We start from the raw sequence: 19,077 nt of genomic DNA, 5'->3' as shown, positions 1-19,077 counted from the left end.
GGAATAGCCTATGTACCACGCTATCGTACGCCGCAAAATCACGCAGGTATTTGCTGGGCTCAGCGCAGGACGCATCGAGGCCGTAACCGATGAACTGGCTCCGCACGCCACGCACTATTTTGTCGGCACACATGCATTATCAGGAACACGCAGGACTCCCGAAGCGATTCTCGCCTGGTACGAGCGGCTGCTTCGCCTGCTGCAGGGGATCAACTTCACGCTTCACGAGGTGAGGGTTTCGGGTTGGCCATGGCACACGCAGGTCGAGGCGATTTGGACCGAAACAAACAACGGCACCGACGGCGTCAAAACCACTGCGGAAGGCGTGAACCTGATCGAAATCCGCTGGGGTCGAGTAACCAGCGTCCGCATTTATCCCGATACTGCAGCGTTGGAACGAACCCTGAACCGCATTGCCGCCAAGGGCACGGCGGAGGCGATGGCAACTCCTATCATTTCATAAGCTTCGTATTGGTTCCCGCGCAATGCCGATTACCCCATTTCACTTTGGCCCAGGGGCCGCAATTCACGCAATCGCACCCAAGCGAATCAGCTTCATTGCGTTTTGCGCCGCGAACGTCCTGATCGACATCGAGCCGTTCTATTACATGCGTACCGGGCAGTTTCCGCTCCATCGCTTCTTTCATACCTATATCGGGGCGACGCTCATCATTTTCCTGGCCATTGCGCTATTTATCGCAGTGCGCGCCGGCGCCAACCGACTACGGCTGCCGAATCTGTTTGGCTGGCGCGATTTGAGCACTGCCAGCGTAGCAACGGGTGCCGCATTCGGCAGCTACACTCACGTCGTATTCGACAGCATCATGCATTCGGATATCCGGCCTTTTGCACCGCTCAGCGATTCCAATCCACTCCTGAGGGCGATCCCTCTCGACACCTTGCACTGGTCATGCGTTCTAGCTGGGGCGATCGGCATAGCGATCCTGCTCATGCGAAAGCTGCGCGGCGCAAACGATTAAATTCAACCATAAAGGGGCCCCATGATCACCTGCTACCTCCGCTACATCATCGACCCGTACAAGCTCAAGGAATTTGAGCGTTACGGTAAAGTCTGGATTCCGCTAGTAGAGAAATTTGGCGGCACCCACCACGGCTACTTCCTGCCGTCGGAAGGCACGAACAATGTCGCCCTGGCGATGTTCTCTTTCCCGAGCCTGGCGAAGTATGAGGAATACAGGATCAAGTCTCTGGCGGACCCGGAGTGCCAGGCCGCTTTCAAATATGCCGAAGATACCCGTTGTATCGTCAGCTATGAACGAAGCTTCTTCCGTCCGGTGTTCGCTTAGGCAGTATCCCGCCTGGTCAAGTCGGCGTAATTTAACCTTGACTCGACTCAGCTCCGCGTCTAAACCGTATAGTCTGACACCTTTTAAAAGCTAGCCTATGAGCGAGCTCGATCAATTGGAGGCCATGTTTCGCGCCCGGCCAGCGAACCTCAGCATTGAGCAGCGCCGGGTAGCGTGCGATGAGCTGGCCGAGCGCTATCCGACAGCGCCAGACGTTCAGGTAACGCCCGTCATCGCCAATGGCGTTCCGGCCGAATGGACTTCCACCCCTGCCGCGCGTGATGATGGCGTCATTCTCTACCTGCATGGAGGCGGTTTCGTTTCGGGTTCCCTGGCAAGCCATCGCCATTTCGTAAGCGAGTTGGGGCGCGCCGCGGAAATGAAAACACTCGCCCTCGAATACCGGCTCGCCCCCGAATTCCCCTTCCCTCATGCCCTGGAAGATGCAATCAACGGGTATAAGTATCTGCTGGATTGCAGCCGCCAGGTTACAGTCGCAGGAGATAGTGCGGGTGCTGGCCTGGCGGCTGCCATGCTGGTGCGCTTGCGGGAACTTGGCTTGCCCCAGCCGAAAGGCGTTGTCCTTTTCTCGCCTTGGGCCGACATGAGCATTTCGGCCGACAGCTACACCCGTAACGCAGAACGCGACCCGGTGCTGAACCGGGAGCTCATGCAGTTCCTGGCCGCACAGTACCTTGCCGGCCAGCCGAGGAATACTCCCCTGGCCTCTCCCGCTTTCGCGGACCTGCGCGGCATCGCACCGCTCACCATTTTCGTTGGCGCGACCGAAACGCTATTGGATGACGCGATCGCCCTCGCCCGATCAGCAACCCTGGCGGACGTCCAGGTGCGGCTGGAGATATGGCCGAAGATGTTCCACTTCTGGCCGAACTACTACCCGCAACTGGCAGAAGGCAAAAATGCCTTGGACATGGCCGGGACAATATTGAGACAGGCCGTTTCAACGAAACTGATCAGCCGTCCGCACGCCTTAGCATAAACTGGCGGAACTTCGATTTCACCTGCCCGATCAATTCGCCGTCCAGCCCGCCCTCGCTGGAGGAATTCACCAAGTCCTGGACTCGGCATCCCGCAGAGCGAAAGTCCTGCAGCACATAAGTCTCGCATCCCATGTCCGAGACCTGTTGCGTCAGTGTGACAATATGCTGGCGTGTGGTCAACTTGGGATGCACCGTGGTCCTGAATTCGTATGGCACGCCGCTTTCAATCACCAGGCGTGCCGCTGCATGGGCTGCTTGCGCACTGCCGCTGGCGCCAGTCAGTTCGTCGTAGGCATCGAATGCGGTCTTGATATCCAACCCCACCCAGTCCACCAGAGGCAGTACCTGTTTCAAACGCTCTGGGTAGATGCCTGCCGTGTGCAGGCCGATCTTAAAGCCAAGACCTTTCACGCTGCGCATGGCGTTTTCCAGCGCAGGATCGAGGGTCGGCTCGCCGCCGGAGAAAACTACGGCATCCAGCATCCCTGCCCTGCCTGCGAGGAAGGCAAGTAAATCACGCCATGCAATTGCCGGCTCAGCGTCGCGAGGCTGCAGGTGCGGGTTATGGCAGTAGCCGCAGCGCCAGGGACAGCCCTGGACAAACACCACGGCCGCCAGCTCTCCAGGATAGTCGGTCGACGTGAACTTTGCGTAGCCGCCAACCTTGAGCTCCCTGTCAGCCATTATTCTTGCGCTCGACGAAATAAGTGCGCTCGTTGAATTCGCCCTTCTTGCCGACGTTGAAGGACGAGTATGGACGGTGGTAGCCCATCACGCGCGTCCAGATTTCGCAAGGATGGCGTTCGGCGTTGGTGAGCGTGATCTCCCGGGCTGGTTGGTTAGCGGTCATGCATATCTCCTCAGTTAAGTGAAAGTTCGCGCGATTTGCGCGCAATGATGTCCTCATCGCATCTCGGACAGAATTCGTGCTTGCCGCTCAAGTAGCCGTGTCTTGGGCAGATCGAGAATGTCGGCGTAATGGTGATATAGGGCAGGCGGAAGCGCGTCAGTGCGCGCTGCACCAGGCGGCGGCAAGCATCGGCGCTGGATACCTGCTCGGTCATGTACAGGTGCAGCACCGTGCCGCCGGTGTACTTCCTTTGCAGTTCGTCCTGCCGTTCCAGCGCCTCGAATGGATCGTCGGTAAAGCCAACGGGGAGCTGCGAAGAGTTGGTGTAGTACGGCATTTCCTTCGTGCCGGCCTGGAGGATCGCCGGCATGCGGGTTCGGTCTTCCTTGGCAAAGCGGTAGGTTGTGCCTTCGGCCGGAGTCGCCTCCAGGTTGTACATATGGCCGGTCACTTCCTGGAACTCCAGCATGCGGGCGCGGATATGATCCAGCAGGCGGGTGGCCAGCGCAGCGCCGGCTTCGGTGGTGATGTCTTCCCTGTCGTTGGTGAAATTGCGGATCATTTCATTGATACCGTTCACGCCGAGCGTGGAGAAGTGGTTGCGCAGCGTGCCGAGATAGCGTTTGGTATAGGGGAACAGGCCACCGTCCATCAGGCGCTGGATCACCTGGCGCTTGATTTCCAGGCTGGTCTTGCCCAGCGCGAGAAGTTCGTCCACGCGGCCAAGGAGCGCCGCCTCATCACCCGCATAAAGGTAGCCAAGGCGCGCGCAATTCAATGTGACCACGCCAAGCGAGCCGGTTTGCTCCGCCGAACCAAACAAGCCGTTGCCGCGCTTGAGCAGTTCGCGCAGGTCGAGCTGCAGGCGGCAGCACATGGAGCGGATCATGTTCGGCTTGAGTTCCGAATTCACAAAGTTCTGGAAATAAGGCAGGCCGTAGCGCGCCGTCATCTCGAACAGCATTTCCGCGTTAGGGCTGTGCCAGTCGAAGTCCGGTGTGATGTTGTACGTCGGGATCGGGAAAGTGAAGGCGCGCCCTTTGGCATCGCCGCGCATCATGACTTCGATATAGGCGCGGTTGATCATGTCCATCTCGGCTTGCAGCTCGCCGTAGGTGAAGGGCATTTCTTCGCCGGCGATCACGGGCACCTGTTCCCGCAGGTCTTCCGGACAGGTCCAGTCGAAGGTCAGATTGGTGAACGGCGTTTGCGTACCCCAGCGCGACGGGACATTCAGGTTGTAGATCAGCTCCTGGATGGTTTGCAGTACCTGCTCGTATCCCAGCTTATCCTTGCGCACATAAGGCGCCATATAGGTGTCGAAAGAACTGAATGCCTGCGCACCGGCCCATTCGTTCTGCAGTGTACCGAGGAAGTTGACGATCTGGCCGGCGGCGCTGGACAAGTGCTTCGGCGGCGCCGATTCCACTTTCCCCGGCACGCCATTCAGGCCTTCGCTCAGCAAAGTACGCAGCGACCAGCCGGCGCAGTAGCCGGCCAGCATGTCGAGGTCGTGGATGTGGATATCGGCATTGCGGTGCGCCTCGCCGACTTCACGCGGGTAGACGTGATCGAGCCAGTAATTGGCGACCATCTTGCCCGAGATATTGAGGATCATGCCGCCCAGGGAATAGCCCTGGTTGGCGTTGGCATTCACCCGCCAGTCAAGCTGCTGGAGGTATTCATCGATCGAGGATTGCACATCCACGGTTGTCTTGCGAATCGGCGTCATCGTTTTTAATAACTATATGTTGTGTCTTTATGGATATTACACACTAAATGTAGTTAAAGACCAATGTGAACCGCCGTTTTTTGATTTCCTTGACCTGGTTTAAATTTGATAAGATTCCTGCAAAATTCCCGGAGACCAGCCATGTCCTTCATTCGCGCGCTTTGTCTTTTAGCTGCCCTTGCCTTTCATTCAGCGATGGCGGCGCCCACGCCGGAGCAGGAAGTGATGGCCCTCACGCAAGCGGCGTGTGAAGCGTTTCGATTACGGGATATTCCAGCACTGGAGCGCTTGCTGGCTCCCGAGTTCAATCTCGTGAGTTCGAACTCCGAAGTCCAGAGCCGTGCGCAAGCGATCCAGGAAGTTCGCGACGGCGATCCGCAATACGATCGCTTTGAGAATCACAGCATGACGGCACGCGTATATGGCGATGCGGCCGTTGTCCAAGGCATCACCTCACTCAAAGGACGCTCCGGCGGCAAGCCGTTTGCGCTGGATGTCCGATTCACTGATACGCTAGTGCGTGTTAAAGGAAATTGGACGATCGTAGTAAGCCACGTAACAAGGATTCAATGAAACGAGCACTTTTCATCTGCACACAAAACCGCTTGCGCAGCCCGACGGCGGAGCATGTATTCGCAAGCTGGCCTGACGTGGAAACCGATTCGGCCGGCCTGGGCAATGATGCCGACGTGTCGCTGTCGACCGAGCAGATAGCGTGGGCAAACATTATCTTCGTGATGGAGAAGGCCCATCGCAACCGCCTTTCCAGGAACTTCCGGGCGCACCTGAACGGAAAGCGTGTGATCTGCCTCGACATTCCAGACGATTACGAATACATGCAAGCGGAGTTGGTGCGGCTTCTGGAACTCAAAGCCGGCAAGTTCCTGCGCTAATACTGCTCACATATGCAAAGCGGAGAATGGGGATGCCCACCAAAAGCGTTGACGGTTACGAGATCGAGTTCACAGGCGAACTGCTGGAAGGCACGAAGCAATGGGGCGCCTACGTTTCCATCTTCGCACCATCTGCGAACCCGATGCATATGACCCACATCTATCCAAAACGGCGCGTGTCGGCGGATCTTACCTTATTGGACCAGCATGCCGCCGAGGCCGAGGCGGAGCGCGCCGCATTGAAGATCGTGGAAGACCTGCTCCCCTGAGCAAACCCGATCTGATCTTTCAGAATATTTGAGTGAACATGAACCTGGTCAGTCTAATCACAGGCATTGAAGATGCGTTTGATGGCACCGCACGTGCAGAGACGTCATTGCGGCAGTTTCAATTAACCGATAAGTATGGAATGTCGCGGGAAATTACTGCGGATGAGTGGACGGCGGCTGGCAAGAAACGGGTAGATAGAACTTGGCAAGAAATTCCCGATGAAGAGATCGAAGAATGCGACTGCTTACTTGCTCACATGGGAGCCGAAGAATTTCTCTATTATTTGCCCGCATACATGCGTTACAGTTTAAAGAACCACCATAGGTCAATCTGGGAAACTGATGTGCTTGGAATGACCATTTCTTCGCTCTTACCATCGACTAAGAATGAGGATTTACGTGCATACGCCATCGCACAGTATTCGGCTCTGAATGAGATCCAAAGGCAAATCGTCATTCATTTCCTTAAATTTACTGCGAGCTTGGAAGATGACGTAAGGCATTCAGACGCCCTTAAAGCGCTCGCCAGTTATTGGCAAAACGCAGTTTGATGTGCGCTAAGATGGCGGCCCCGCTTCAAGCCGGCCTCAAAGACTTTATAGGGCGTCCGCAATGGGGAAGCTGCCCCCATCTGACACTAGATGTCAGACTCTGTCTCGATTCTCAAGTGTTGCGCTCAGACTTGTAGCTAGGCAGGCACCACAGGCGGGTTCCGCCCATTGCGGACATTGAATTGTCGAGACTCAGACGCAGTAATTCCTTGAATTTTTTGCGTCGGGATTCATCAAGGTAACGCCGAAATCTTCGGTGCGATTGAATTCTTCTAACTGAGCCAGGACAAGTTGAGAGTTCATCGCCGCACCAAAAAGCTCAAAGAAATCGTTAGCGGCCACGCCCCTTTTCCAACAAGCTTCCATTCGAGCGCAAACGTCAGCAGCTTCAGGCCATCCTCCTTCTTGCACAGCAGAAAAGTTGTAATGGGGCCAGCCAGCGATATCCTCAAGCTGGCAAGCGTCGCCGACGCACAGTGCTGATAATTCGATAGTCCCATGCCAAGGGAATATGCCGATATCGAGCCGCCGAATTGATTTCCCTGCAAAGGCAACTTTCGCCGCCTTCAATTTCGCTACAAACGCGATTTCAATTTCCGTCAAAGTTATATCGTTCGGCAATTTATCACCCTATTCAAAGAATGACCGGCGGCTTCTGGCCGGCTACTTCCGGCCTCACGATTGTCGAAGTCGCCCAAATGCAGTCGGTCAACAGAAGGGGGCGACTGTACTTATTGCGCATTTGCTTTCTTTTCGATGCATGTTCCGAAACCAGACTTGAATGTTTCTACTGGCTGAACATTGATTACTCCATCATCGTCGATCAAACCAACAATCAAGGAGCAAGCAGACGCTTCAGTGTTCTTATAATAGACGAGCCTTCCAGCCTTCTGGGCTGGCCACCTCCTCCCAAGAATATGAGCGCCAAAGTCCGTTCGAATCGCGGAAAGTGGGTAATCCACTTTCCGCGCTAATGCCAGAACCGGTAAAGACCACTACCTTATTAGGGACGACATCTGGCTTCATATTAGGCGGATTGGATATAAAAGTTCTTCAAATTCTAATCGATGGGGCCAATGGTTGAAGGTCCGTTATTGGCCGTTTTCAATCGCCATGTCGGAAACACGTTACCACTGGAGCGGGATTCTAAATATACAACTTCAAGTTTGAGCTAATACAACTTCATCAACTACTGCGCGTGCAGCAGGTCGGTTTCCGTCAGATCGTCTTTGGCGGGAACTTTGCGCGGCAGGATGATGATCGCGGTAGTGCCTTTGCCAACCTCGGATTCAACCTGGATGGTGCCGCGCAAAACGCCGGTGACAAGGTTGTAGACGATATTCATGCCCAGCCCGGAACCGCCCTGCCCCATCTTGGTGGTGAAGAAGGGATCGTACACCTGGCGCAGCGTGCGGGCGCTCATGCCATTGCCATCGTCGGCGAAGCGCAGTTCGACGTTGTCATCGTCCATTTCAACGGCGCTGATGGTGATGTGCCCCGATTCGCGTCCCTCGAATGCATGCATGATAGCGTTCTGAATAAGGTTGCTTAGAACCTGCCCAATGCTGCCCGGGTAGGACATGAAGGTGAGCGTCTCCGGCATCCACACCTTCACTTCGCAGTTGGCGCGGCGCAGTTGGGCCGAATACGTGGCAAGCGTGTCGTGCACTACGCCATGCAGGTTGAACGAGCGCCGTTTATCGGAAGTCTGGTCCACTGCCACCTGCTTGAAGGAGTGGATCAGGTCAGCCGCGCGCGTCAGGGAATTGGTGATGATGGAGCACGCCATGCGGGCATCCTTCAGGTGCGTATCGAGCGTGGAGCGCTTGATGCCGCCATCGGCGAGCTGGCGCTCGAATTCCTTGCACATATCGCTCAAGGCCGTCGCAGTCAGCAGGCTGTTGCCGATCGGCGTGTTCAGCTCATGCGCAATGCCGGCCACCAGGGCTCCCAGCGACGCCATTTTTTCCGACGTGATCAGGTTGGCCTGCGCCTGCTTAAGTGTCAACAGCACGGCCGACAAATCCTTGTGCGCCATTTCCACATTGGACTTTTGCAGCGCCAGCTCGCTCAGGCTGCGTTCCAGCCCATGCTTGGTGTCGACCAGCGCTGCCTCGGTCTGTTTGCGCTCCGTGATATCGATAATCACCCACACGCAGCCCTTGCGCGGCTCCTTCTCGTCCAGCATGCGCCCATTCACCATGCACCACAGGCGCCGGCCATTGGCGCTGGCCAGCTCCAGTTCGAAATGCATCGAAGTGCTGTCGGTCACGCAGGCGAACGGATCACTCAGCCCGCCTGTCAGCATATTGCAGGAACGTCCGGCCAGTTGCCCCGCCTGGTAGCCCATCATCTCCTCCAGCCCGCGGTTGCAGCGCACGATCACGCCGTTGACAAACAGGCCGATGCCGACAATGGCGCTATCCTGCAGCGCGCGCAATTCGTCAGCCGTAATGCGCAGCTTTTGCGCCAGGGCACGGCGCCGTTGCAGCGTCATGATCTGCGCGCCGATCAGGGCACTGATAACAAAGCCGGCGAAGCCGATAACGGAAATCAGCCTCATGTCACGGCTGTAGCGCTCGCCCGCATGGCCCTCAAAAGCCATCACCCAACGCCGCTCTCCGACATCGAGCGGGATCTTGCCGGACAGGCCGGGCAGCGCCGGCAAGCGCGCGCCCGAACCAAGTTTTCCGAAGCTGTTGAACATGAGGTTATCGACCGTGGGCGGCATGTTGCCGCCATCACTGAGATAGCCCGCATCGTTGATGCTGACGTAGAGATGCTGCAGCATCGGGCTATCGATTGTTTCCGACATCAGGTCGTTGACGCGGAAAACAATGGCGACGAAGCCCGTCAGTGCCGCATCGCGTTCCTGTTCCGTCAACAGCGATGCGCCGCGGCGGTAGATCGGGGCGCGCGCCACGAAGCCTGGCTGGCCGCTGGCGTCCTGCACCAGCGTGATGCGTTCTGTGGCCACCACGCGGCCGCTCGCCTTGCCCAGTTGCAGGGCCTTGTAATGCGGAGGCAACGCGGCAAGATCAAGGCCGAAGGCGTTTTCATTGCCCCGCATCGGCTCGTTGTATTCAATCAGGAAGTGCTCCGGCCGCACCGATGCCGGGTGCACCTTGTAGTCGGGGTAGCCGCCGCTTTGCAGGCTGTCGTCGGCGCGGATCTTTGTCGCATAAACATCCAGTTGGCTGGATGGCACGCGCCGCACGAACTGGATGGCCTGGAAGCCGGGATAGCGGCGCTTGAGGTCCAGCTCACGCACGTAGCGGCTGAACTCCACGCGCGAGACATCGCCCTTGACCGCAAACACCCCCTTAATGCTAAGCAGCATGTCGAAATAGGTTTGCAGGCGAAGCTGGGTGTCGCGCGCAATCTTTTGCGTATCGCGCTGGAAGGCTTCATTGGTCTGGCGGTCCTGCACATTCACCACGAACATGCAGACCCACACGGTAACGCAAATACCGACAATAAAGGCCAGGTATCCGTGTATGCGCATGCTTGCTCCGACGGGACTTTGGAGACGACTATAGCATAGGGAAATCCACAATACGCCGGGGAAACGTTCAGCCGTTGTTACTCTGTCGCATCATGGTATCGAAGCGCGATTTCCTTGACGTTTTCCTCGGCGGCCAGCAAGGCGTCAACCACATCCGGGTCGAATTGCTCGCCGCTGCCCTGGCGGATCAGCTCGATGGCGGTCTCATGCGTGAAGGCCGGGCGGTACACGCGCCTGGACACCAGCGCATCATAAACATCAGCCACCGCAACCAGGCGCGCCGATACCGGAATGGCATCGCCGGCCAGGCCTTGCGGATAGCCGGAGCCGTCGTATCGCTCCTGGTGGCTAAAGGTGATTTCGCGCGCAAAGCGCAGGAAGGCATTGGAGAAGCCCAGTTCGCGCTCCACCCCGGCGATGGCATCCCGGCCATGCACGGTGTGCTGCTTCATGACCTCGAATTCTTCCGGCGTCAGGCGGCCCGGCTTGAGCAGGATCGCATCCGGAATACGCACCTTGCCGATATCGTGCAGCGGCGCCGCCTTGAACAGCAGGGGAATATGGGCTTCAACCAGTTCATCGGCGAAGCGGGGATTGCCCTGCAACTGGCGCGCCAGCGCCAGCACAATGTGCTGGATGCGGCGCAGGTGCGATGGATCTTCCTCGTCGCGCCATTCGGCCAGGCTGGCGATGGCCCAGGCCGCGGCATCGGCGATCTGGCCCAGTTCATTGAGCTGGCTGCGCTGGCGTTGCACCTTGGCGCGCGCCTCCCGCAGCTGCAGCTGGGTGGCAATGCGCGCGTGCAGCAATTCCGGCACCAGCGGGCGCGCCACCACGTCCGAAGCCCCTTCCGCAAGGGCGCTTTGCTCCTGCTCCGGCTGGCCGCGTTCGATCATGGCGATCATGGGAATGCTGGCGGTGTCCGGGTTGCCGCGCAGGCGCCGGCAAACGGCAAAGCCATCGCGCACCACATCGACCAGGATCAGCTCCGGCCGCGGCAGCTGCCCTGCCGCCGCCAGCGCGGCGTCGCCATCGTCGACCGCGCGCACGGCGTACTTGTCTTCCAGCAGGTGGCTGAGCTGTTGCAGGTGGTCGGCCGATCCATCAACGATCAGCAACAGCGGCTTGGTCTTTGGGCTCTTCATTGCGGCATGATACCGCACGGGAACTTCGCGTAGGGATGTTCAGTCGGCAAGCGCCGGCGAACCATCCGGCAGGAAAGCGCCAAAACAACGGGTGCATTCGATACAGAACAAGTGTGCCACCCGCACGTTCTTCTGGCGCAGGACCAGTTGCAGATGGCCTTCTTCGCAAATCGGGCAGGTTTCGCGCATGGTGCCGCAGGCAAGCACATCATCCGCCAGGTAGTTTTCGTCGTAGCGCACGCCATCAACGACACGCTGCGGGTCCAGTTCGACCAGGAAAAGCGCGGGCTCCAGGCCTCGCTGGTCGGGCACTGGGTAGGCGCCTGAATGATAGTGATTCATTTGATTCATTGTCATCCCCTTTGCGCAGCGCAGGTTCCGGGCACTTTAACGATAGTCAAAGATTCCTCATCAGGCAAGGTCAAGGGAAAAATTTGCTTGCAATTAGATCGTGCACTATCTATACTCCGATCCATGGATACGAAAACATTTGACCTGGAACAGGTTCCCAAGCTCGACCAGCAACTGTGCTTCGCTTTGTACTCGACCTCCCTGGCGATGAACAAGTTGTACCGCAAGCTGCTGCGCAAGCTGGGCCTGACCTACTCGCAATACCTGGTGATGATGGTGTTGTGGGAACAGGACGAGCAGACGGTTTCCGCCCTGGGCGACCGCCTTTTCCTCGACTCGGCCACGCTGACGCCGCTGCTGAAGCGGATGGAGCAGGCTGAACTGGTCACCCGCACCCGCTGTCCGCAAGACGAGCGCCAGGTGATCATCGCCCTCACCGCGCACGGCAGCGAATTGCGGAATGAAGGCGCCAAGCTGCCGGCCTGCGTGCTCGGCGCCAGCGGATGCGACCTGGAACAAGTGATCCGCCTGCAACGCGAACTGTCCGTGTTGCGCACCAGCCTGATGAATAACTCGTAAGAAGTAACGCGTAAGAACGAATGTCCACCTTTGTTCCTGACCCCAAGGTGGACATTTTTTAAAACCAATTAAGTAGTACGCTATTTAATCGTTAACTAAAGGAGCTTGACCATGAAAACCGTTATCGCCGCATCTGCCCTTACCCTCTTCGCCGGTTCCGCTTTCGCCGCCAGCCTGCCGGGCGTCGAACCGCATACCGCGCAATTCCTGAAAGCCATCGAAGGCGGCGCGCCGCTCGAGTCGCTGAGCCCTGCCGATGCCCGCCAGGTCCTGGTGGGCGCGCAGAAAGGCGCCAAGCTGCCGGCCGCCGACGTCTCCGAAAAGGTAATCGAAGTCGACGGCGAAAAGATCAAGCTGCACGTGGTGCGTCCCGCCGGCGCCAAAGGCGCGCTGCCGGTCTTCATGTTCTTCCACGGCGGCGGCTGGGTTTTGGGCGATTTTCCCACCCATGAACGCCTGGTGCGCGACCTGGTGGTGAATTCCGGCGCCGCTGCAGTGTTTGTTGATTACACCCCTTCACCGGAAGCCGGCTATGGCGTGGCAATCAAGCAAGCCTATGGCGCAAGCAAATGGGTCGCCAGGAATGGCAAGGAAATCAATGTCGACGGCTCCCGCCTCGCAGTGGCCGGCAATAGCGTCGGCGGCAATATGGCAGCGGTCGTGGCGCTGATGGCGAAAGACCAGGGCCAGCCCAAGCTGCGCGCCCAGGTCCTGTTATGGCCGGTCACCGACGCCAATTTCGACAACGCGTCGTACCAGCAATACGCCGATGGCCACTTCCTGACCCGTAATGCCATGAAATGGTTCTGGGACAATTACACGACCGACCTGGCGCAACGCAAGGAGATCTACGCATCGCCTTTGCAGGCTTCGAGCGAGCAGTTGAAAGGCTTGCCGCCCACCCTGATCCAGACCGCCGAATTCGACGTGTTGCGCGACGAAGGCGAAGCTTATGGCAAAAAACTCGATGCCGCCGGTGTCGAAACCACCACCATCCGCTACAACGGCATGATCCACGATTTCGGCCTGCTGAACGTGCTGAGCAACGTACCCGGCACCAAGACCGCCATGCGCCAGGCTGGTGAAGAGCTGAAATACCGCCTGAAGTGAAAGATGAAAGTCGGGGTCAGCTCCGGCAATCGGACATTCGCGCAGCGAATGTCCGATTGCCGGAGCTGACCCCGACTTTCACAACGGATGTTTCAGGTTTTTTACAAATAAACGAAATGTCGTAGGGAAAAGCTCTCTAGAATAGCCCAGCATTTATTACAACAAGCCTGGGGATTCGATGAAACGCTTTCAATTCGGTGTTGCCGCACTCTGCCTGACGGCGACGGCTTTCGCTGCCGATCCATTCGATGACAAATTCCGCCAGCTCGAGGAGCTGCTGCCTGCCGCCAATCAGTACCGTACCGCCTCCGGGGCTCCGGGCCATGCCTATTGGCAGCAGCGTGCGGACTACACGATCCGCGCCACGCTGGATGAGGCCAACCGCGCCATTTCGGGCAGCGGCCAGGTCACTTACCACAATAACTCGCCGGACACCCTGCATTACCTGTGGCTGCAGCTCGACCAGAACATCTACAAATCGGATTCCGATGCCCGCATGACCATGACCGCGCCTTCGCGCGAAGCCTGGGGCCGTGCCAAGAGCGATGAAGAAGGCATGAAGTACGATGGCCTGCGCAACATCCTGGCCGGCCGCGACTTCGACGGCGGCTTCAAGATCGCTTCCGTCAAGGGTCCCGGCGGCGCGCCGCTGAAGACCACGATCAACCGCACCATGATGCGCATCGAGCTGCAGCAGCCGCTGAAGCCGGGCGAGAAGTTCAACTTCTCCATCGACTGGACCTACAAGATCAATGAGCAGAAAGTACTTGGCGGCCGGTCCGGCTACGAATACTTCGCCGAAGACAAGAACGCGCTGTTCGAAATCGCCCAGTGGTTCCCGCGCATGGCGGCCTACTACGACGTGTACGGCTGGCAGCACAAGCAGTTCCTGGGTTCCGGCGAGTTCACGCTGGAATTCGGCGACTACGACGTACAAATCACCGTGCCGGCCGACCACATCGTGGCCTCCACCGGCGAGCTGCAAAATCCGAACGAGGTGCTGAGCGCAAGCCAGCGCGACCGCCTGGCCAAGGCCCGCACCAGCAAGACGCCGGTTGTCATCGTGACTCAGGCCGAAGCCGAGCAAGCCGAGAAGAACCAGGCCAAGGGCAGCAAGACCTGGCACTTCAAGGCCAAAAACGTGCGCGACTTCGCCTGGGCCTCCTCGCGCAAGTTCATCTGGGATGCACAGGGCTACAAGAAGGACGGCAGCAACCTGATGGCCATGTCCTACTATCCGAAGGAAGGCAATCCGCTGTGGGAGAAGTATTCGACCGCAGCCATCATCCACACCATCGAGCAGTACAACAAGTACAGCCTGGATTACCCATACCCGACCGCGATTTCCGTCAACGGCCCGGTGGGCGGCATGGAGTACCCGATGATCTCCTTCAACGGCCCGCGCCCTGTGAAGGACAAGAAGACCGGCGAAATCACCTACACCAAGCGCGCCAAATATGGCCTGATCGGCGTGGTCATCCACGAGGTCGGCCACAACTACTTCCCGATGATCGTCAACAGCGACGAGCGCCAGTGGACCTGGATGGATGAAGGCCTGAACACCTTCGTGCAGTCGCTGGCGCAGGAGGCCTGGGAAGACAACTACCCGGCCGGCCGCGGCGATCCGCGCTTCATCGTCGACTATATGCGTTCCAAGAACCAGGTGCCGATCATGACCAACTCGGAGTCGCTGCTCCAGTTCGGGAATAACGCCTACGCCAAGCCTGCCGCGGCGCTGAACATCCTGCGCGAAACAGTGCTGGGCCGTGAGCTGTTCGACTACGCCTTCCGCGAATATGCGCGCCGCTGGAAATTCAAGCGCCCTACCCCGGCCGACTTCTTCCGCACCATGGAAGACGCTTCGGGTACCGACCTTGACTGGTTCTGGCGCGGCTGGTTCTACACCACCGATGCGGTGGACGTGTCGATCGATGGCATCAGCGAATACGGCGTCAGCACCAAAAATCCTGAAACGGAAAAAGCCTGGAAGAAGGCGCAGCGTGATGCGGAGCCGGTCTCCATCATCGACCAGCGCAACAAAGGCATGGTGCACAAGGTGGACGAGCAGCCCGCCCTGAAGGACTTCTACAACGAACACGACGAGTTCACCGTCACCAACGCCGACCGCAACAAGTTTTCCGAGTCGACCAACGACCTGGAACAGTGGGAAAAGGACTTGCTGGCACAGGGCAAGCACCTGTACCTGGTGGACTTCTCGAACCTGGGCGGCCTGGTGACCCCGCTGGTCCTGCAGCTCGAGCTGAAGTCGGGCAAAAAGTACATCGAGCGCGTTCCTGCCGAAGTGTGGCGCTACTCGCCGAAGAAGATCACCAAGGTCATCGTGACCGACGAGCCGCTGGTGTCGCTGGTACATGACCCGTACTGGGAAACCGCCGACATCGACCAGTCGAACAACGCCTGGCCGCGCAAGATAACGCCTTCGCGCCTGGAGCTGTTCAAGTCGCACCAGCCGGATAACATGATGAAGGACTTCAACACTCCGCTGAAGAAGAAGCAGGACGCGGAAACTGAAGCCAAGTGATGATCCGCTTTAAAGCAGTCCTGGCGGCTGCGCTGCTCTGGTGCAGCGCAGCCGCGCAAGCCCATAATTTTCACGTCGGCTTGACGGAGATCAGCTTCAACCAACGCACGGGCAGCACGGAGGTGGTGCATACCTACACGGCGCATGACGTGGAAGCGCTGCTGATGAACCTGTACCAGCGCCAGTTCGACCTTGGGTTGGAGGAGGATCAGGCCGTGTTCCGTCGCTACCTCGAAAAGCAGTTCCGCATCAGCGTCAACGGCAAGCCTGTGGCGCTGCACTGGGTCGGCATGCAAGCCAATGTCGACAGCATCACCGTGTTCCAGGAGATCGAAAAAACCGCACTGCCGCCGGGTGCCGTGCTGCTGGATGGCATGCTGACTGACTTCCTGCCGCAACAAGTCAACAACGTCAACGTCAGCGCTCCGGGCCGCCCGCCGGCTTCCATCGTTTTCAACCGCGATTGCCGTGAACAGCCGCTCCCCTAAGCGGCGAACAGCACTGGCATGTGCATGCCTGCTTGCGCCCGCCGCGGCTTATGCCGATGATCCTTTCACGCAGCGCGTGCTGGTCGAAGGCGCGCGCGCCAGCCAGGTTGGCGTAGCCGATTCCGCCGGCATGGGCAGCGTGACGCAGCGCCAGCTCGAGGCGCGCACCATTTACCGTCCGGGCGAATTGCTGGAAGCAACGCCCGGACTGGTCGCCAGCCAGCATAGCGGCGAAGGAAAGGCCAACCAGTTCTACCTGCGCGGTTTCAACCTCGATCACGGCACCGACCTGCGCACCACGGTGGACGGCATGCCGGTCAACCAGCGCAGCCATGCACACGGCCAGGGCTGGACCGACCTGAATTTCATCATCCCTGAACTGGTGGCGCGGCTCGATTACAGCAAGGGGCCGTACAACGCCGGCAGCGGCGATTTTTCCTCAGCCGGCGCCACTGCAATCCATTATTCCAGCCGTTTGCCACAGGACCAGGCCAGCACCACGGCGGGGCAGAACGGCTATGGCCGCGCCCTGCTGGCCGGCTCGCGCGAATCCGGCGCCAGTGGAGCGTGGCTGTATGCGCTGGAGACCGTGCACAGCGACGGCCCGTATACACGCGGCGACAATTATCGCAAGCTGAACGCGGTGCTGCGCTACAGCGAGGGCTTCGCCAACAACGGCTACGCCATCACCGCCATGGCGTATCGCGGCGCATGGAATGCGACCGACCAGATCCCGCAACGCGCAGTGGACAGCGGCCTGCTGGGCCGCTTTGACGGCATCGACCCGACCGATGGCGGCCTGGCGCGCCGTTTCAGCCTGTCCGCCGGCTGGGCCCGCAGCGACGACAAGCAGACCAGCCGTGCCAACGCCTACATCATCAACAACCGGCTCGAGCTGTTCTCCAACTTCACCTATTTCCTCGACGACCCGGTGCATGGCGACCAGTTCGCCCAGCCCGACCGCCGCGTCACCAGCGGCTTCGACCTAAGCCATAGCTGGCATGACCATATGGACGACATGGCCTGGAGCACCACGCTGGGCCTGCAGGCGCAGAACGACAATATCTTCAACGCCTTGCAGCGCACGGCAGCGCGGCAAGTGCTGGCGACCGTCCGCGCCGACCATATCGTCGAAACCAGCGCCGCCCTCTACCTGCAGCAGCGCCTGCGCGTGACTTCGTGGCTGCGCGGCGAGGCCGGCGTGCGGCTGGACCGCTACCGCTTTGCAGTTGGCGATGCGCGCGCCGACAAAACCCTGGCCAGCCCGAGCATCAGCCTGGCCTTCGGCCCCTGGTCGCGTTCCGAGTTCTACCTGAACGCCGGCCGCGGCTTCCACAGCAACGATGCGCGCGGCGTGACGCAGGCGCAGGATCCGGCCACGCCCCTGGCCCGCTCGCGCGGCCTCGAATTGGGCTTGCGTAGCGAAGCAGTCAAAGGCCTGCAGACGGTCCTGGCCCTGTACCGCCTGGACTTCGATTCGGAACTGGTCTACCTGGGCGACGCCGGCAGCACCGAAGCGGGCCGCCCGAGCCGCCGCTACGGCATCGAGTTTTCCAACTACTACAAGCCGTTCAAATGGCTGTCGCTGGATGCCGACCTGGCCTTTGCGCGCGGCCGCTTGCAACATGCGGCGCCCGAAGGCGACCGCATCCCGGGTGCGGTCGAAGGCGTGGCCCAACTGGCCGCCACCTTTACCCCGGCCGGCCCCTGGTCGGGCGCCCTGCGCCTGCGCTGGTTCGGCCCGCGCCCGCTGGTGGAGGATAATTCGGTGCGCTCGAAAGCCAGCGCCATCGTCAACAGCCGGCTGGCCTACAAGCTGGCCGCCCGCACCACGCTGGAGCTGGAAGCCTTCAACCTGGCCAACCGCCGGGTATCGGCCATCGACTACTTCTACGAGTCGCGCCTGAAGGGCGAATCCGGGCCCAGTGCCGGCATCCATTTCCACCCGGTCGAGGCCAGGTCTTTCCGCCTCAGCCTGAATTGCATATTCTAAGTACAATAAAGGGCATGATGACGCCCTTGCCCCAATTGATCCACACCCTGCGCAGCGCCGGCTACGCCCTGCTCAAGCCGGCCGACGTGGCCAGCCTGGCTGGCTGCACCCTGGATGAACTGAATTCCCTGGTCCCAAGCTGGGACGACCTGGCCACGGACAACTACCTGAAAGACGGCGGCCGCTATCGCCGCCGCCGCCATTCCTGCTTCGTGCAGGACGGCCTGGCGCTGGACCAGACCGAACACCGCGCCCATTGGCAGCCGGTCGAATACAACGCCCTGCACGGCGGCATGCGCCGGCTGTTCGAACCTGTGGCAGCGGAGACCGTCGCCAACCCGGCCTGGAGCAAGCTGCTCGCCGCCATCGGCCAGTCCTGCGCCCAGGTGCGCGGCCAGCATCCCTGGTACGTCGAAGCCCACCAGTTCCGCATCGACACCACCGATGGCATCGGCCGTCCCACCCCGGAGGGCGCCCACCGCGACGGCGTCGACTTCGTGGCAGTGCTGCTGGTTGGACGCCACGGCATCAAGGGCGGCGAGACCCGCGTGTTCGAGGCCGATGGCCCGAACGGCAAACGCTTCACCATGACCGAGCCATGGACCATGCTGCTGCTGGACGACGCGGCTGTCATTCATGAATCGACCCCGATCCAGCCCGTGGCCGATCATGGCCACCGCGACACACTGGTCATCACCTATCGTGACGGCGGTTTCCAAGGCGGGTGAAAAAACGGTATAGTCTGATCACCCAACCATTTT

At 59.4% G+C, this 19,077-nt stretch carries 22 protein-coding genes; 14 read left to right on the top strand and 8 right to left on the bottom strand.

Annotated elements, in window-relative coordinates:
- Positions 1 to 10 precede the first annotated feature (10 nt).
- The 4 genes from ASD07_RS12290 to ASD07_RS12275 all read left to right on the top strand — a co-directional run bounded on the left by ASD07_RS12290 (position 11) and on the right by ASD07_RS12275 (position 2,307).
- The gene (locus tag ASD07_RS12290; protein ID WP_055930086.1) at positions 11 to 463 is read left to right on the top strand and encodes a nuclear transport factor 2 family protein; all 453 of its coding nucleotides are present in this window, start codon (positions 11 to 13) and stop codon (positions 461 to 463) included.
- A gap of 22 nt (positions 464 to 485) precedes the next feature.
- The gene (locus tag ASD07_RS12285) at positions 486 to 980 is read left to right on the top strand and encodes a DUF4184 family protein (protein WP_055930084.1); all 495 of its coding nucleotides are present in this window, start codon (positions 486 to 488) and stop codon (positions 978 to 980) included.
- Between the two features lie 21 nt (positions 981 to 1,001).
- Entirely contained in the window at positions 1,002 to 1,307 is a 306-nt protein-coding gene (locus ASD07_RS12280) for an NIPSNAP family protein (RefSeq protein ID WP_055930081.1), read from the top strand.
- Between the two features lie 97 nt (positions 1,308 to 1,404).
- Positions 1,405 to 2,307 carry an alpha/beta hydrolase fold domain-containing protein gene (locus ASD07_RS12275; protein ID WP_055930078.1) on the top strand — a complete coding sequence of 301 codons (903 nt, stop codon included), beginning with the start codon at positions 1,405 to 1,407 and terminating at the stop codon, positions 2,305 to 2,307.
- On the opposite strand, the gene ASD07_RS12270 is transcribed toward ASD07_RS12275, so the two are convergent.
- The 3 genes from ASD07_RS12270 to ASD07_RS12265 are packed head-to-tail and all read right to left on the bottom strand — an operon-like array spanning position 2,282 to position 4,890.
- A complete protein-coding gene (locus tag ASD07_RS12270; RefSeq protein ID WP_055930075.1) occupies positions 2,282 to 2,992 on the bottom strand; it encodes an anaerobic ribonucleoside-triphosphate reductase activating protein in 711 nt (236 codons plus the stop codon). The genes ASD07_RS12275 and ASD07_RS12270 overlap by 26 nt on opposite strands.
- Positions 2,985 to 3,158: an anaerobic ribonucleoside-triphosphate reductase gene (gene nrdD, locus ASD07_RS32065; protein ID WP_156397979.1), complete on the bottom strand. Its 174-nt coding sequence runs from the start codon at positions 3,156 to 3,158 to the stop codon at positions 2,985 to 2,987. The genes ASD07_RS12270 and nrdD overlap by 8 nt, the downstream gene beginning before the upstream one ends.
- Before the next feature lie 10 nt (positions 3,159 to 3,168).
- Positions 3,169 to 4,890, bottom strand: a complete 1,722-nt coding sequence (locus tag ASD07_RS12265) for a ribonucleoside triphosphate reductase (protein ID WP_055930072.1) — start codon at positions 4,888 to 4,890, stop codon at positions 3,169 to 3,171.
- Positions 4,891 to 5,031: 141 nt separating this feature from the next.
- On the opposite strand from ASD07_RS12265, the gene ASD07_RS12260 reads away from it, so the two are divergent.
- Genes ASD07_RS12260 through ASD07_RS12245 form a run of 4 tightly spaced genes read left to right on the top strand, consistent with a single transcriptional unit; the run spans position 5,032 to position 6,603 of the window.
- Positions 5,032 to 5,463 (top strand): nuclear transport factor 2 family protein, encoded by a 432-nt coding sequence (locus ASD07_RS12260; protein WP_055930069.1) that lies wholly within the window; start codon positions 5,032 to 5,034, stop codon positions 5,461 to 5,463.
- Entirely contained in the window at positions 5,460 to 5,783 is a 324-nt protein-coding gene (locus ASD07_RS12255) for a low molecular weight protein tyrosine phosphatase family protein (protein ID WP_055930067.1), read from the top strand. The genes ASD07_RS12260 and ASD07_RS12255 overlap by 4 nt, the downstream gene beginning before the upstream one ends.
- 32 nt (positions 5,784 to 5,815) lie before the next feature.
- The gene (locus ASD07_RS12250) at positions 5,816 to 6,052 is read left to right on the top strand and encodes a hypothetical protein (RefSeq protein ID WP_055930064.1); all 237 of its coding nucleotides are present in this window, start codon (positions 5,816 to 5,818) and stop codon (positions 6,050 to 6,052) included.
- Between the two features lie 38 nt (positions 6,053 to 6,090).
- Positions 6,091 to 6,603: a DUF6714 family protein gene (locus ASD07_RS12245; protein WP_055930061.1), complete on the top strand. Its 513-nt coding sequence runs from the start codon at positions 6,091 to 6,093 to the stop codon at positions 6,601 to 6,603.
- A 192-nt stretch (positions 6,604 to 6,795) separates the two neighbouring features.
- Here the strand turns inward: ASD07_RS12245 and ASD07_RS12240 are convergent, their stop codons facing one another.
- The 5 genes from ASD07_RS12240 to ASD07_RS12225 form a co-directional block, all read right to left on the bottom strand.
- Positions 6,796 to 7,206 carry a hypothetical protein gene (locus ASD07_RS12240; RefSeq protein ID WP_156397977.1) on the bottom strand — a complete coding sequence of 137 codons (411 nt, stop codon included), beginning with the start codon at positions 7,204 to 7,206 and terminating at the stop codon, positions 6,796 to 6,798.
- Positions 7,207 to 7,467: 261 nt separating this feature from the next.
- Positions 7,468 to 7,629, bottom strand: a complete 162-nt coding sequence (locus tag ASD07_RS30110) for a Sir2 family NAD-dependent protein deacetylase (protein WP_082507281.1) — start codon at positions 7,627 to 7,629, stop codon at positions 7,468 to 7,470.
- 163 nt (positions 7,630 to 7,792) lie between these two features.
- The gene (locus ASD07_RS30105; protein ID WP_082507280.1) at positions 7,793 to 10,108 is read right to left on the bottom strand and encodes a CHASE domain-containing protein; all 2,316 of its coding nucleotides are present in this window, start codon (positions 10,106 to 10,108) and stop codon (positions 7,793 to 7,795) included.
- Positions 10,109 to 10,185: 77 nt separating this feature from the next.
- Entirely contained in the window at positions 10,186 to 11,253 is a 1,068-nt protein-coding gene (locus ASD07_RS12230) for an HD-GYP domain-containing protein (RefSeq protein WP_055930055.1), read from the bottom strand.
- Positions 11,254 to 11,292: 39 nt separating this feature from the next.
- Positions 11,293 to 11,604: a hypothetical protein gene (locus ASD07_RS12225; RefSeq protein WP_156397976.1), complete on the bottom strand. Its 312-nt coding sequence runs from the start codon at positions 11,602 to 11,604 to the stop codon at positions 11,293 to 11,295.
- A gap of 123 nt (positions 11,605 to 11,727) precedes the next feature.
- On the opposite strand from ASD07_RS12225, the gene ASD07_RS12220 reads away from it, so the two are divergent.
- The 6 genes from ASD07_RS12220 (at position 11,728) to ASD07_RS12195 (ending at position 19,044) form a co-directional block, all read left to right on the top strand.
- Complete coding sequence (locus ASD07_RS12220; RefSeq protein WP_055930050.1) at positions 11,728 to 12,183, top strand: MarR family winged helix-turn-helix transcriptional regulator; 456 nt, start codon at positions 11,728 to 11,730, stop codon at positions 12,181 to 12,183.
- 111 nt (positions 12,184 to 12,294) lie between these two features.
- Positions 12,295 to 13,293, top strand: coding sequence for an alpha/beta hydrolase (locus ASD07_RS12215; protein ID WP_055930047.1), 999 nt, complete (start codon positions 12,295 to 12,297; stop codon positions 13,291 to 13,293).
- Between the two features lie 178 nt (positions 13,294 to 13,471).
- The gene (locus ASD07_RS12210) at positions 13,472 to 15,835 is read left to right on the top strand and encodes a M1 family metallopeptidase (RefSeq protein ID WP_055930043.1); all 2,364 of its coding nucleotides are present in this window, start codon (positions 13,472 to 13,474) and stop codon (positions 15,833 to 15,835) included.
- On the top strand, positions 15,835 to 16,323 hold the full coding sequence (locus tag ASD07_RS12205; protein WP_055930041.1) for a DUF6702 family protein: 489 nt from the start codon (positions 15,835 to 15,837) through the stop codon (positions 16,321 to 16,323). The genes ASD07_RS12210 and ASD07_RS12205 overlap by 1 nt, the downstream gene beginning before the upstream one ends.
- Positions 16,304 to 18,316, top strand: a complete 2,013-nt coding sequence (locus ASD07_RS12200; RefSeq protein ID WP_055930038.1) for a TonB-dependent receptor — start codon at positions 16,304 to 16,306, stop codon at positions 18,314 to 18,316. Before ASD07_RS12205 ends, ASD07_RS12200 begins: the two co-directional genes overlap by 20 nt.
- A 14-nt stretch (positions 18,317 to 18,330) precedes the next feature.
- A complete protein-coding gene (locus ASD07_RS12195) occupies positions 18,331 to 19,044 on the top strand; it encodes a 2OG-Fe dioxygenase family protein (RefSeq protein WP_055930035.1) in 714 nt (237 codons plus the stop codon).
- Positions 19,045 to 19,077: the final 33 nt, after the last annotated feature.

It is taken from the genome of Duganella sp. Root336D2 (assembly GCF_001425005.1).
Classification (GTDB): Bacteria; Pseudomonadota; Gammaproteobacteria; order Burkholderiales; family Burkholderiaceae_D; genus Rugamonas.
This window is presented reverse-complemented; position numbering and strand designations above follow the sequence as displayed.

What these genes read in the sequence shown, in the direction of transcription:
- ASD07_RS12230 (WP_055930055.1), bottom strand. Translation starts at nt 11,253, where the DNA reads ATGAAGAGCCCAAAGACCAAGCCGCTGTTGCTGATCGTTGATGGATCG.
- ASD07_RS12210 (WP_055930043.1), top strand. Translation starts at nt 13,472, where the DNA reads ATGAAACGCTTTCAATTCGGTGTTGCCGCACTCTGCCTGACGGCGACG.
- ASD07_RS12250 (WP_055930064.1), top strand. Translation starts at nt 5,816, where the DNA reads ATGCCCACCAAAAGCGTTGACGGTTACGAGATCGAGTTCACAGGCGAA.
- ASD07_RS12275 (WP_055930078.1), top strand. Translation starts at nt 1,405, where the DNA reads ATGAGCGAGCTCGATCAATTGGAGGCCATGTTTCGCGCCCGGCCAGCG.
- ASD07_RS12225 (WP_156397976.1), bottom strand. Translation starts at nt 11,604, where the DNA reads ATGAATCAAATGAATCACTATCATTCAGGCGCCTACCCAGTGCCCGAC.
- ASD07_RS12260 (WP_055930069.1), top strand. Translation starts at nt 5,032, where the DNA reads ATGTCCTTCATTCGCGCGCTTTGTCTTTTAGCTGCCCTTGCCTTTCAT.
- ASD07_RS12285 (WP_055930084.1), top strand. Translation starts at nt 486, where the DNA reads ATGCCGATTACCCCATTTCACTTTGGCCCAGGGGCCGCAATTCACGCA.
- ASD07_RS12255 (WP_055930067.1), top strand. Translation starts at nt 5,460, where the DNA reads ATGAAACGAGCACTTTTCATCTGCACACAAAACCGCTTGCGCAGCCCG.
- ASD07_RS12270 (WP_055930075.1), bottom strand. Translation starts at nt 2,992, where the DNA reads ATGGCTGACAGGGAGCTCAAGGTTGGCGGCTACGCAAAGTTCACGTCG.
- nrdD (WP_156397979.1), bottom strand. Translation starts at nt 3,158, where the DNA reads ATGACCGCTAACCAACCAGCCCGGGAGATCACGCTCACCAACGCCGAA.
- ASD07_RS12205 (WP_055930041.1), top strand. Translation starts at nt 15,835, where the DNA reads ATGATCCGCTTTAAAGCAGTCCTGGCGGCTGCGCTGCTCTGGTGCAGC.
- ASD07_RS12245 (WP_055930061.1), top strand. Translation starts at nt 6,091, where the DNA reads ATGAACCTGGTCAGTCTAATCACAGGCATTGAAGATGCGTTTGATGGC.
- ASD07_RS12265 (WP_055930072.1), bottom strand. Translation starts at nt 4,890, where the DNA reads ATGACGCCGATTCGCAAGACAACCGTGGATGTGCAATCCTCGATCGAT.
- ASD07_RS12280 (WP_055930081.1), top strand. Translation starts at nt 1,002, where the DNA reads ATGATCACCTGCTACCTCCGCTACATCATCGACCCGTACAAGCTCAAG.
- ASD07_RS12220 (WP_055930050.1), top strand. Translation starts at nt 11,728, where the DNA reads ATGGATACGAAAACATTTGACCTGGAACAGGTTCCCAAGCTCGACCAG.
- ASD07_RS30110 (WP_082507281.1), bottom strand. Translation starts at nt 7,629, where the DNA reads ATGAAGCCAGATGTCGTCCCTAATAAGGTAGTGGTCTTTACCGGTTCT.
- ASD07_RS12290 (WP_055930086.1), top strand. Translation starts at nt 11, where the DNA reads ATGTACCACGCTATCGTACGCCGCAAAATCACGCAGGTATTTGCTGGG.
- ASD07_RS12195 (WP_055930035.1), top strand. Translation starts at nt 18,331, where the DNA reads ATGATGACGCCCTTGCCCCAATTGATCCACACCCTGCGCAGCGCCGGC.
- ASD07_RS30105 (WP_082507280.1), bottom strand. Translation starts at nt 10,108, where the DNA reads ATGCGCATACACGGATACCTGGCCTTTATTGTCGGTATTTGCGTTACC.
- ASD07_RS12215 (WP_055930047.1), top strand. Translation starts at nt 12,295, where the DNA reads ATGAAAACCGTTATCGCCGCATCTGCCCTTACCCTCTTCGCCGGTTCC.